Annotated in this window: 12 protein-coding genes; 6 read left to right on the forward strand and 6 right to left on the reverse strand. The window is 54.8% G+C overall.

What is annotated here, in order from left to right:
* The first annotated feature begins 95 nt into the window (after window positions 1-95).
* The 5 genes from ydcK (at window position 96) to BM427_RS07395 (ending at window position 4,264) form a co-directional block, all read left to right on the forward strand.
* The gene (gene ydcK / locus BM427_RS07375) at window positions 96-1,076 is read left to right on the forward strand and encodes a YdcK family protein (RefSeq protein WP_090120462.1); all 981 of its coding nucleotides are present in this window, start codon (window positions 96-98) and stop codon (window positions 1,074-1,076) included.
* A gap of 337 nt (window positions 1,077-1,413) precedes the next feature.
* Complete coding sequence (locus tag BM427_RS07380; RefSeq protein ID WP_090120463.1) at window positions 1,414-2,466, forward strand: catalase family peroxidase; 1,053 nt, start codon at window positions 1,414-1,416, stop codon at window positions 2,464-2,466.
* Window positions 2,466-3,005, forward strand: coding sequence for a cytochrome b (locus BM427_RS07385; protein WP_090120465.1), 540 nt, complete (start codon window positions 2,466-2,468; stop codon window positions 3,003-3,005). Before BM427_RS07380 ends, BM427_RS07385 begins: the two co-directional genes overlap by 1 nt.
* A 9-nt stretch (window positions 3,006-3,014) precedes the next feature.
* Window positions 3,015-3,521: an RNA polymerase sigma factor gene (locus tag BM427_RS07390; RefSeq protein ID WP_090120466.1), complete on the forward strand. Its 507-nt coding sequence runs from the start codon at window positions 3,015-3,017 to the stop codon at window positions 3,519-3,521.
* Window positions 3,518-4,264: an anti-sigma factor family protein gene (locus tag BM427_RS07395; protein ID WP_090120468.1), complete on the forward strand. Its 747-nt coding sequence runs from the start codon at window positions 3,518-3,520 to the stop codon at window positions 4,262-4,264. Before BM427_RS07390 ends, BM427_RS07395 begins: the two co-directional genes overlap by 4 nt.
* Before the next feature lie 38 nt (window positions 4,265-4,302).
* On the opposite strand, the gene rimL is transcribed toward BM427_RS07395, so the two are convergent.
* The 4 genes from rimL to BM427_RS07415 all read right to left on the reverse strand — a co-directional run bounded on the left by rimL (window position 4,303) and on the right by BM427_RS07415 (window position 8,791).
* Entirely contained in the window at window positions 4,303-4,860 is a 558-nt protein-coding gene (gene rimL / locus BM427_RS07400; protein WP_090120469.1) for a 50S ribosomal protein L7/L12-serine acetyltransferase, read from the reverse strand.
* A 45-nt stretch (window positions 4,861-4,905) separates the two neighbouring features.
* Complete coding sequence (locus tag BM427_RS07405; RefSeq protein WP_090120471.1) at window positions 4,906-6,561, reverse strand: glucan biosynthesis protein D; 1,656 nt, start codon at window positions 6,559-6,561, stop codon at window positions 4,906-4,908.
* A gap of 268 nt (window positions 6,562-6,829) precedes the next feature.
* Window positions 6,830-7,609 (reverse strand): ABC transporter substrate-binding protein, encoded by a 780-nt coding sequence (locus tag BM427_RS07410; protein WP_090120472.1) that lies wholly within the window; start codon window positions 7,607-7,609, stop codon window positions 6,830-6,832.
* Between the two features lie 12 nt (window positions 7,610-7,621).
* Window positions 7,622-8,791, reverse strand: coding sequence for a pyridoxal phosphate-dependent aminotransferase (locus BM427_RS07415; RefSeq protein WP_090120473.1), 1,170 nt, complete (start codon window positions 8,789-8,791; stop codon window positions 7,622-7,624).
* A gap of 110 nt (window positions 8,792-8,901) precedes the next feature.
* Between BM427_RS07415 and BM427_RS07420 the strand changes: the two genes are divergently transcribed.
* Window positions 8,902-9,753, forward strand: a complete 852-nt coding sequence (locus BM427_RS07420) for a LysR family transcriptional regulator (RefSeq protein WP_090120475.1) — start codon at window positions 8,902-8,904, stop codon at window positions 9,751-9,753.
* Here BM427_RS07420 and BM427_RS07425 read toward each other — a convergent pair.
* Both BM427_RS07425 and hglS read right to left on the reverse strand, forming a co-directional pair.
* Window positions 9,740-11,248, reverse strand: coding sequence for a carboxylesterase/lipase family protein (locus BM427_RS07425; protein ID WP_090120476.1), 1,509 nt, complete (start codon window positions 11,246-11,248; stop codon window positions 9,740-9,742). The two genes, BM427_RS07420 and BM427_RS07425, sit on opposite strands and share 14 nt — an antisense overlap.
* 45 nt (window positions 11,249-11,293) lie before the next feature.
* Complete coding sequence (gene hglS / locus BM427_RS07430; protein WP_090120477.1) at window positions 11,294-12,637, reverse strand: 2-oxoadipate dioxygenase/decarboxylase HglS; 1,344 nt, start codon at window positions 12,635-12,637, stop codon at window positions 11,294-11,296.
* Window positions 12,638-12,721 lie beyond the last annotated feature (84 nt).

Consider the following 12,721-nt stretch of genomic DNA (forward strand, 5'->3'; position numbering starts at 1 on the left):
TGTGCATTTGCCATGCATTTTATGAATTTCACCCACTGATAGCCAGCGACAGAAAATTTGCTACGTTTAACTCTGGCTGACGGGAGATACCTGGCATGAATAAATATCGTCTCAGTGATGAGTCGCGCACGTTTAGTTATCAGATTGGTGGCGAGAAAAAAACGGTCGAGCTGCGCCAGATTATTGCGCTGCGTGATTTTAATGACGTCATAGCTGGTAGTTATGGCGGCTGGGTTGATGAGGAAAACGTCATCGATCAGCAAGGAAATTGCTGGGTTTATGATGAAAACAGCATGGTTTTTCTCGGTAGCCGCATCAGTGGCAACGCGCGGGTCACGCAGCCCTGCGTTATCTGTCATGACGTGGTCATCAAAGATAACGCCAGGGTGGACAGCTGTGAAATCAGCCACGGCGCCGAATTAAGTGACAACGTCACAGTTCAGTTATCGACAGTACGCGGTGAGTGCCGTTTACACGGTGATGCGCGTATTCTGCACGGTTGCAATATCTTTGCCGCCAGAGGGTTAACGCCGGAACGCGAGCAGATTTTGCAAATTTATGACCGGGCCACCGTTACCCACTCACGCGTTGTGCATCAGGCACAGATCTATGGCGACGCTATGGTCAATTACGGTTTTATTGAACATCGGGCAGAAATTTTCGATTTTGCCCTGCTTGAAGGGAATGAACTGAACGACGTCTGGGTGTGCGACTGCGCCAAAGTTTACGGTCACGCCAGAGTGATAGCGGGTGCCGGGGAGGATGATATCCCGACGTTACGTTACAGCTCGCAGGTAGCAGAAAACGCCGTAGTCGAAGGCAATTGCGTGCTCAAACATCATGTGCTGGTTGGCGGCAATGCGTATCTGAGCGGCGGCCCACTGCAGCTCGACGAAAAAATTATTGTTCAGGGCAACGCGCACATTCGTGGAAATGTGCTGATCGAGCACCAGGTGACGCTAAGCGACGATGCAGTTGTCGAAGCACTGGAAGGCGAAAATATTCTGCTGCGCGGCCCCAAAGTCATTAACAACGATCAGCATATTACCCGCACGCCACTGGCTGGCGCGATATGAATATTCTCGCAGGAAAGGCCATGTCGCGATTAAATAATCCTCTCACCAGCCGGAGGATCGGCCTGGCACTCCCCTTGCCGCTGCCAAAGCGCTGTTTATTTCTGCCATGCCATAGGCGTTAGCGTCTCATCCGACGTGCCCGGCTTCATTGGGCCTAAGCAGAGAAAACAGGAGGCATGATGGCAGGTAATTTTCGCGCAGATTTTTCAGGCAATGAACCCCGATGCTTCACTCCTTTTCGGCAATTTTTCGCTGACTAAACTTTTTTTTCACCAGGCGGGAATAAATGTCCCGCCTCTTCGTCTTATCTGCTCATTGTTAGCAGGATGAGCGAAAAATGACCCAAACTCCCTTTACTCCACGCCAGTTAATCACGCGCCTTGCCGTCATTGCACTGGTTCCATTGCTGTTAATCGTACTGTTTTTGTGGGGCGGCGGCTGGTTGTCACCTCAGCGGTTGACCTCCGACAAACTGGTCGACGTATTGCAACAAGCCGGTGGCGAACATCCGGGGTTTCGCCGCAATCATGCTAAAGGTATTTGTGTGATCGGGCGTTTTATCTCTAACGGCAATGCCAGCGCACTTTCACGGGCATCGGTCTTTGCTGCGGGAGAAACGCCGGTGACCGGGCGTTTTGCTATTGCTGGTGGAAATCCCTCCGCGCCGGATTACGCCGTGCCGGTGCGAAGCATGGCGCTGGCCTTTCAACTGGCAAACGGTGAACAGTGGCGCACCGGAATGAACGCCATGCCTTTTTTTCCTGTTTCGACGGTAGAACAGTTTTATGAGCTACAAGTCGCTTCGCTGCCGGATCCGGCAACCGGTAAACCGAACGCGGAAAAGTTCAAAGCGTTTGTACAGAAAAACCCCGAGGTTATGCCGTTTCTGGCGTGGGCAAAGCAGAACGTTCCCTCCTCAAGCTGGGCGAGCGATCGTTTTAACAGCCTGAATGCCTTCCGCTTTATCGACAAATCCGGCGCATCGCATCTGGTGCGCTGGAGCATGGTGCCACATACCGCCTGGCAACCGATCGGCGCAGCGCAGAAAAACGATAACGATTTTCTGCAAAAAGATATCCAGCAGCGCCTGGCACAAGGACCATTACAGTGGGATCTGCTGATCACCGTGGCCGGAAAAGGCGATGACGGCAGCCGTGCATCACAAGTCTGGCCCGCCGATCGTCAGACCATCAATGCCGGGACGCTGGAGCTGAGCCAGGCCATTGCCCAGCAACAAGGCCCGTGCAATGACATCAATTATGATCCGCTGATCCTCCCCGATGGTATCGCCGCCTCTGACGATCCGTTACTGAATGCGCGTTCAGCGGCCTACTCCAAATCGTACAACGCGCGAACCCGCGAACAAGCCGCACAGACAGGAGCCCACTGATGAAACAGGTTACTTATTTCCACCCAGCGCTGCGCGTCCTGCACTGGCTGATGGCGGCAGCGATCATCGCCATGCTGTTCATTGGCGTGCTGATGGTTTCGACCATCTCGTCGCTGCACAGTTTGTTGGTGTCGATTCATAAACCGCTGGGTATGATGATTCTCGTATTGGTAGTCGTGCGTTTGTGGCTGCGGTTTTATACTGCGACACCAGCGTTACCGGCTTCGCTGCCCGGCTGGCAGCGTGCGATGGCGCACCTATCGCACTGGGCGCTTTACGCGATGATGCTGGCGCAACCGCTGATCGGCTGGGCAATGCTGTCGGCGGCGGGCTACCCTGTATCATTAAGTTCAAGCTTCGTTTTACCACCCATTCTGCCGGTAAATAATGGCTGGTACGCGATACTGCGTCCGCTGCATTCTGTGGTGGCGTTGGCGCTATTTATTACAGTGATGCTGCATCTGGCTGCCGCCTTATTACACGCGTTAATACTGCGTGACGGGGTATTTGAAAGTATGTCCGGAAGCCGCAAGCGATAAAGGCTATCTATGCAACTGACTGATGATCAAATTCGTCAGGTGATGCCGCATTTGCAGCGTTTTGCCCTGTGGCTAACCCGTAATCCGCACAGCGCGGAGGATCTGGTACAAAGTTGCCTGACGAAAGCCTTAACACGCAGACCAGATAACGACGGTGCGGAAAGCTTGCGCGCCTGGCTGTTCGCTATTCTCTACCGGCAATTTATTGACGGCGAGCGGCGACGCAAACGCTATATGAAACTGCTCAGCTTTTTTACCGGCGAGGAAGCGTTTAGCGACTCGTCGGAGTCGCTGGCGATTGCCGACGATACGTTGGCGCTGTTCGCCACGTTGCCTACCGAGTATCGCGTCATCCTGCTGCTGGTGAGCGTTGAAGGGCTGAGCTATAAAGAGGTAGCCGCCACACTGGATATTCCAACTGGCACCGTAATGTCCCGCCTTTCGCGGGCGCGCAAAATGCTGCATGAGAAATTAGAAGGTAAGGTAACACCGTTACCGCTGAGGAGATTGAAATGACGCTGCCACCTGATGAACACGATCTGCATGCCTGGATGGATGGCGAAACCGATGAAGCGACCTCAAAGCGGATTGAACACTATCTGGCGCAAAACCCGGCCGTCGCCGCACAAGTCACGGGGTGGCGGCGCGACGCACAGCAGTTGCGCCAGGCAATGCAACAGCAACACGTGCAACTGGAAAGCCCCGAACCGCACTATTTTCGTCGCCAGGTGCGGCAGCAACGCCAGTGGAAGCTGGCGACAGCATTTGCGCTGGTGCTGGCACTAAGCGTTGGCGGTTTCACCGGCTGGCAGATGAAAGAGTCACAAATGTTAATGGCACATCAGCCGATGGAAGATGCGGTACAGGCTTATAAGCTGTTTGATAATACCGCTGTCACGCCGATGGATGTAGTTGCTACACAGCAAACGGAGCTAACACGTTGGGTGTCGCGCTATTTCATTAACGGACATCAGCCACCGAACCTGGAACAGTACGGCTTTACGCTGGTTGGCGGACGGTTGATTGCTACTGCCCAGGGGCCAGCCGCGCTGATTATGTATCAGGGACCGAGCGGCACGCGGGTTGGCTGGTATATCCGTCCGCTCAGCCCGGTGAAATTACCGCACGGCGAGCGCCAGGCCGATGACGTTATGGCGCAGTACTGGAGTGATGAACATTACAACTACGCGCTGGTGACACCGATGAATTCCACTGCCGTCAATGGGCTGCGTAAAGCGGTTTCGCAGGCGACCAGTTAGTGAGGACTACTGACAAGATAGCGGCGCACAACACGCCGCTATTTACCTGCAACAATTTTTGCCCAGATATTCTGATCGTCATAGTTGCCGTTGAGAAACTCAGCCTGTTTCAGACAGCCCTCCAGCGTAAAACCATTACGTTTCGCCACCTGATTACTGGCGTGATTCGCCACCCGGCATTTGATGACAAAGCGCCGCACATCGCCCCGGTGGGTATAGAAAGCCATCAGCGCCTGTAACGCCTGCGACAAAATTCCCTGCCCCTGCGCCTCTTTATCCAACCAGTAGCCGATATAGGCCGTCTTGTTGAGTGGCTCAATGGAATTAAACGCCAGCACGCCGGTGACAACCTCATCAACGACGATCATAAACATCTTCGCGTAGCCACGCTGGTGCAGCAGCATATTGCTTTGTAGCGTCTTACGGGTATCGTCCACCGTGTGAACATACTGTGGCCAGTCGAGAAACTGCTGTAAATCGTCGCGATTTTTGACGATCAACTGGTGTAATTCATGCACAAATCGATCGTCTGCGGCATGTAGCGTAATACGGTCGTTAACGGGAATGGTGGTATCTGAGCGGTGTTCCATTGCCATTGCGCCTCCGGAAAGCCTTCGCCCCCCAACGGGGGCGAAGGACGATTAACGCATCACGCGATCGTCAACGTAGTTACGCTTGTCCGCCGCTGGCGGGAAATATTGATACAACCAGGTTTCACTGATGGCATCCCCCTGACAGCGCAGGAACATGCGCATCTCCACGGGATCAGTGGAATCATTGGTCGGATACCAGTCAAAAAGAATGCGGTAACCGTCGAACGGTTCTACATACAGGATTTCAATCTGTTTCGCTTCGCCGCTGGAGAGGGTGATCACCGGCTCAATGCCTTTCGGCGCGGCAGCTTTCAGATCGCCACCCACGAAATCGATGGCAAAGCGACGCGCCCATTTCTCCGGATAATGCTCGCCCGGTGCCCAGCCTTCAGGGAAACCACCCATCCCGGTACGGGTCGCGTAGACGCGCGCCAGCGGTGAGCGTACCGGCGGCATCGCGCTCCAGTACAGACGATACTGGAAAGCAAACTCGTCGCCCGCTTTCACCGGCTTTTCTGGCTGCCAGAAGCACACAATGTTATCCAGCGTTTCGCCGGTAGTCGGGATCTCCATCAAGCTTACCGCCCCCTTGCCCCAGCGGTTGCGCGGCTCGACCCACAAACTTGGACGTTTGTTATACCAGCCCATCACGTCCTGATAATGGGAGAAATCGCGATCCAACTGCAACAGGCCAAAGCCTTTCGGGTTTTCATCCTGGAAAGCATTGAATTGCAATTTCTGCGGGTTATTCAGCGGGCGGCAGATCCACTCGCCATTGCCGCGCCACATCGCCAGACGGTCAGAGTCGTGAATTTGTGGGTGAATGGTGTCGCAAACGCGACGCTCATTGTTGCCACAGCTGAACATACTGGTCATCGGCGCGATGCCGAGCTGTTTGATGTCTTTGCGTGCGTACAAACGGTTATCCACATCCATGATCACCTGGCTCTCTTCACAGTGGATCACGAATTTGTACGCCCCGGTGATGCTCGGGCTGTCCAGCAGCGCATAAACGGTAAAAGAGGTATCAGACGGTTTCACGGTTTCGAACCAGAAAGCGGTAAAGTCCGGGAACTCTTCCGGCTGATCGGTAAAAGTATCAATGGCCACGCCGCGCGCGGAAAGGCCATACTGGAAGGTGCTGTCCACCGCGCGAAAATAGCTGGCACCGAGGAAAGAGACGATATCGCGGCGCGCCAGTTCAGGTGCCTTGAAGGCTCGAAAACCGGCAAAACCAAGGTCGCTCTGGCCTTCCAACTGTTTGGTATCCACGCCCGCATCGTGATAGTTGAACAGCTCCGGGCGGAAGTGAATCTCACGCGCCTGATGCGTTTCCTGATCCAGCGAGAACATGCGCACACGGCGGCGGAAACCCATGCCGACGTGGAAGAACTGCACATCCAGTTGGCGCCCTTCGACGTTATTCCACAGCGAATGCTGTGCATCATACTGGATGCTGTTGTAAGCCTGCGGCGTCAAGTTTGCCAGCGTGTTCGGCAATGCTTTCGGTGCACCACCCCACGGCTGCTCAGACAGATCGTGCGCCATTGCTTGCAGCACAGAGAAGTCAAAACGGCGGCTCTGCCCATCGGCAATATCCGTCTCTGCCGCAAACGCCGCGCGGGAGAAAAGAGAGGCAACACCGGTGGTGCCGTAGGTTGCAGCAAGGGCCATGGATGCCTGAATAAATCGTCTGCGGTTCATGCCTGGTAACACGTCCTTCTGGTCGTAGAATGGCATTTCGCAATTGTGCGAAATAGCGACAAAAGCATTTCTTTATTGAACGCACACTCTAGACAAAATTCATTGAGAATCCAATTGTTGGCTGTTGAGAATTTACGCAAAACCGAAAATATTTCCTGTCGATAAGAGCAGGCTGAAAATCATAGGAAGCGAGGTATGAAGCTGACATTACGCAGAGAGAAAAAGGCCCCTGCCGGATATCGACAGCAGGGGCCAGAGTCGTAAATCGTTATTGTGCGCTCACGCTGACATCAATACCGGGGAAGTACTTTTCCGCCAGGCGTTTGATGGTACCGTCAGCACGGACTTTATCAATGGCGGCATCAAGCTGTTTTTTCGTCGCATCATCACCTTTGCGCAGCCCAAAACCGATGCCGCTACCGAGGATCGTATCATCAGATACCGGTTTGCCGATAAAGCCAAACCCTTTCCCCTGTGGCTTACTGAGGAAACCTGCCTGCCCCGCCGCCGACATCACCAGTGAGGCATCAATACGGCCGTTCAGCAAATCGGCCCACGCCATATTCTGATCTTTATACGACACCACCGTCACGCCGTGCTTTTCCCAGTGCTCTTTGGCGTAAGTTTCCTGAATAGACCCCTGCAACACGCCGATGGTTTTCCCTTTCAGCCCTTCCGCAGTGGCTGCCATCCCGTCACCACTTTTACCGACCAGTTGTGAAGGAATACGGTAGATTGGCTGCGTGAAATCGATACTTTTGCGCCGTTGTTCGGTGATGTTCATCGCAGAGTTAATGGCATCAAATTTTTTCGCCGTCAGCCCCGGGATTAGCGCATCAAACGAGGTTTCCACCCAACTGCACTTCAGTTGTGCGGCTTTGCAGATGGCGTTACCCAGCTCAATATCAAACCCTTCAAGCTCGCCTGCGGCATTGCGGCTCTCGAACGGCGGATATTCCGCCTCAACGCCATAACGCAGTTCCGTTGCCGCGAATGAAGAGAGTGAGCAGAGCAAACCCATACCCAGACAGAGTGCTTTTAGTTTCATTATTAACGCTCCTTAGCGTGGCTTAACACGACACAGGGCCTGCGCGCCTGCTCTTAATGTGGCCTCATCTTTGGCAAAAGAGAGGCGAATGAGTTTGTTATCTGTTCCGTCTGTATAGAACGCCGACAGAGGAATGGTAGCGACACCGTAATCGGTAATCAGGCGTTTGACCATCTCGCTGTCACTCTCATTGCTGAACGAACTGTAATCCGCTAACAAGAAGAAAGAACCAGCGCTGGGTAACAGGCGGAACGGCGAATCAGCCAGCAGCGTTTGCAGCAGATCGCGCTTGCGCTGATAAAACGACGACAGCATCAGCCAGCCTTGCGGATCGCGCATCTGCTCGGCAAACGCGTACTGCATCGGGGTATCGGCAGAGAACATCAAAAATTGATGAACCTTGCAGATTTCATCCATTAATTCGGCGGGAGCAACACAGTAGCCAACGCGCCAGCCAGTAACATGATAGGTCTTGCCGAAGGAAGAGACGATCACACTACGCTCCGCCAATTGCGGGTGCGTCGCCATGCCGTGATGCGGTTCACCATCAAATACGACGTGCTCGTACACCTCATCCGAGAGGATCACAATATCCGTGTTGCGTGTTAAGGCGGCCAGTTGATCGAGATCGGCGTGGGAGAAGACCTGCCCACTAGGGTTATGGGGTGTGTTAACGATGATCATCCGGGTACGCGACGTAATCGCAGCCCTAACTTCATCCCAGTTAACGGCAAAATTCGGCACCGTCAGCTTAATGGCAATCGGTGTGGCACCCTGCAAACGAACAATCGGCGCATAGCTGTCAAATGACGGTTCAAAGTAGATCACTTCATCACCCGGATGCACCAGCCCGCTAATAGCGGAGTACAAACCCTGGCTGGCGCTGGCGGTGATCAGCACTTCGCTGTCGACGTCGTAATGCGTGTGGTAAAGATCGGCAATTTTCTGCGCAATGCACTCTTTGAGCGCACGCAGTCCGGTCATCGGCGCGTACTGGTTGTGATTCTCCTGCATCGCGCGCGTAACACCAGCAACCAGTTGCGGATCGCAGGGGAAATTGGGCGCGCCCTGAGAGAGATTAATCGCGTTGTGTTCTGCGGAAAGCTGGCCGATCACGGTAAAAATAGTGGTACCGACATCGGGTAATTTGGAACGGGTTCTCACCGGCGTGCGCAAAGTCATTGTTCATCCTTCCCTAAAAAATGCATAACCATTCAAACCAAAAGCGCGCTGTCGCGACAATCGAATTGTTGTCATAATAGCCATGATAAAAATGCATAGCTGGAGTTGCCATGTCGCACCGAACCCTGCCGCTGAATGCCATTGACGCTTTTCTGATCACCGCCCGCCATCTCAATTTGACGCATGCCGCGCATGAGTTATGCCTGACGCAGGGTGCGGTCAGCCGCAAAATTGCCGCGCTGGAAAACTGGTTCGGTTTTCCGTTGTTTGAGCGCCACGCACGTGGGTTACGCTTATCCCCGCAAGGCAGCGCCCTGCTGCCGGAACTGCGCAGCGCGTTTGAGCATTTGTTGATTGTTGCCGAACAAGCACACGTGCAGCAAACGGTGGTACGGCTAAAAGCACCGACCTGCGCCATTCGTTGGTTAGTACCGAAGTTGTTGTACATTGAACAGCGCTACCCGGAGTTGCAGATAGCGCTCACCACCACCACCGATCACGCCATCAATTTCAAAACAGAACCTTATGACGCAGCGATTGTGTTCGGCACGCATTTAAGCGCCGGGGATTTGCTGTTTGAAGAAGCACTGACACCGGTACTGAATAGTGCGCTGGCTGCAAAAATGCCGCTGGAGAAAGCGACACTGCTGCATCCAACGCGGGATAAAACTGACTGGTCGCTGTGGCTGGCGAAGCAGCAGGATTTCAAGCCGGCCATGAGGAAAAATCAACACTTCGACACCATGGATCTGGCTATTACCGCCGCCATCCAGGGGCTGGGTATGGCCATTGCCGACGAGACAGTTGTGGCTGAAGATATCCGCGCCGGACGCCTACAGCGGCCATTTGCATTGAGTATCAAAACCGGTGCCAGCTACCGGTTGGTTCTGCGTCACTCCGCCAATAAAGCCGACGGGCTCGCGGCGTTTCGAGAGAGCTTACTGGCGACTAATCCAGCTTAACGTGATGGCGCATCACTCGGCGAAAAAAGCTCAGACGCGTGCGCATAAAACGATTAACCATGCGAAATCCTGCATGTTTATTCAGTCCGATACGTAGCAGTCTGTCGCGCCCGCGCACGCAGGCCAGCCAGTTCACCGGTCCGGCAAGCGATTCACAATGGCGGTCGGCATGGTGGGCAAACTGCACCCAGTAATCGGCAAGGTGTGCGGCAAACGCCAGGTCACGCGGATTTACGTAACTGCGCGACGGTTCCGAAAGCAGAAGATTGTCAAAGACGTACGGCACTTCGTTACCGTGCCACGCGCCGTTGATGTAAGTGTCATGCGCCGCTTCCGCGACATAATCAAACCAGTAGCGCCAGCAGGGTTGCCGCACCCGCTGCTGTGCCTGCATCATTACCAGCCCGAGCGTGGTAAATGCCATATCGCGACACACCTGTCGCCCCAACTCGGCATCGCCCTTCACACCCGGATAAAGCAATTTAATCAGCCCTAACCCCAGACGCTGCTCGCGGCGCATTTTCTCGATTTGCCCGGCAAGATCGACGCCAAACTCCGCCATCACGCTGGCTTCATCGCTGTTCGAGCCAATAATCACTGGCATCGGGTGCTGCTTTGCAGCAAAAAAAACATCCAGCGTCGGTTCCGGCAGTACCTCGTCGCCGACAATCGGTGCAGGGGCAATTTTCAGCGGCGAAGCCAGCGGCCAGAACGCATCGGCCGGGATCGCCCGCAATTGCGCTGCACTGGCGTTTGTCAGGCCAAAATGCGCCGCAACCGCTTCGCCTTTTGCCAGTGCGGCTTCCCGAGGTGTATCCGGCAAGGTATAGCTGCTCTGAATAATGCCTTTATGAAACAGCCCCTTTGCCCGTGAAGATGCCATCAGCGCCATCACGCTGCGCGCCCCGGCAGATTCGCCAAACAGCGTAACGTTTTCCGCATCGCCGCCAAACGCGGCAATGTTCTCTTGCACCCAGCGCAAGGCGGCGATTTGATCAAGCAGGCCGAAGTTATATATGCGTTCGCCCTCTTCGGCTTCCAGAGACGGATGGGCAAAAAAGCCAAGATGGCCGAGCCGGTAATTGAGCGTCACCAACACCACACCGCGCCCGGCCAGCGCTTTGCCGTCGTACGGCGGCAGCCCGCCAGAACCCATGGTAAACCCGCCGCCGTGCAGCCAGATCATTACCGGCAACGGTTTTTCGCGTTTGGTGGGCGACCAGACGTTAAGGTAGAGGCAATCTTCAGAGAATTGCCCCGGATCGCCGCCGCCAATCTGCTGACAAAACTCGCTGTCTTGCCAACTGGCAGCAGAAAAACGGTCGGCGATGCGAACCCCTTGCCAGGGCTCCACCGGCTGCGGCGCACGCCAGCGCAGCGGGCCAACGGGGGGCGCAGCAAACGGAATACCGCGCCAGACATCAAATGCTGCCTCGCGACAGCCCAGCACGCTGCCGTAGCGGGTGTGCGCCAGCGGCGCGGAAGGATTCTCCATAACAACATCATCCAGAAATAACTGATTCCTGGCAGATTACCTGTTTTACAGCAGACCGCAACGTCGTTTGCTGCGCTCAGATGCCTCCTGATAAAGAGTGAATTCGTCGAGTACCGGGCAACCGAGCGCCGTTTCAAACTGCGCTTTGCTGGCATTGCCGTGGCTGCGTGCCTGGGTTTCATTACCGAGGTTAGACTGGAAGATACCCGCCGCGCTGACCGGCAGAAAATCTTCGTAGGTGATGGGTTGCGCCACTACCCAGCCGCGTTCAATCAGCGGTTGCGGGTCCTCACCGGGGCGGATAGCCTGGCGATGCGCTTCGCCGGTCGGCGTCAGCCGGTAACGGAACCATGCCAGCTCCTGCTTGCGCAATAGCATTTCGCTGTCCGGGAAGGATTTGAATACCTCCTGTAAATGCAACTGGTGCGTGAGATTGTCTTTGCCGGAGCCCGCCTCTGCCAATAACTGATCGTACAACGCCCGCCCTTTTGGCGTCAGCGCCACGCCACGCTGCTCGATTTCGCCAAAGCGCGCGGTATGCATCCCCTGGTGTTCACCGTTGAACAGCACCGGTTCATCCAGCGCTTTGAAGCTGGTCTGACGCAGTAAAATGGGCACATCACGGCGCGGTGGCCCTTCGATAAGGATCTTCGGTTCGATACCGTATTCCGGCATCAGTGCCTGCACACGATCGATATCCAGCGTGCGCGGGGTTAAGTGATTGATATGGCAGCCAGGGAAACAGACCACATCGGCAATCAGTCGGTGCTCGTGGTGCAGCGCCTGGTACGTTTGCTCATCGACCGTGGAATGACGATGCCAGCGGAATGTCTCCAGCGCTTCCTGCACAAAAGTAACGGCCTGCGGCCCGGTAAAACCGCCATTCAGTTCATGTAGTTCAATCAACTGGCGGCAAGCCGGTGTAAAGATATCGCGCTTCGCCAGGATCGCTGCCGCTTTGTTGCGCAACGCCTCGTTCTCTATTAACTCCAGCCGCAGCAGCGAGGTAAAAATGCGAAACGGATTGCGCGTCAGTGCGGCGTCATCCACCGGACGAAACGCGGTAGAGTGTACCGGTACGCCCGCCTGTGACAGATCGTAATAACTCACCGGGTACATTCCCATCACGGCAAACATCCGCCGCAGCCAGGATAACTCCTCTCCAGTACCCACCCGGATCGCGCCGTGGCGCTCAACATTAAGCCGCGCCAGCTCATCCGCATTGACAAGTTGTTCATGCAACCGGGGATTGTGTTCCAGAACGGCAAGGTTCACATCAGCAACCAGTTCCAGCAGTGTGCCATATTGCGGAACTTCCTGTTGGTACATTGCCGACATGGCCTGTGAAAATTGTTCGCGTATCTCATCGGCTGTGATGTTGTAACCCATTTCATTTTCCTTCCTGTATGCTCTTCTTCTGGAGTGTAGGAAGCACATTCCCCCGCGTGATGGGAAATTTACAAAGTGTGATCG

This window comes from Kosakonia arachidis (assembly GCF_900116535.1).
GTDB lineage: Bacteria > Pseudomonadota > Gammaproteobacteria > Enterobacterales > Enterobacteriaceae > Kosakonia > Kosakonia arachidis.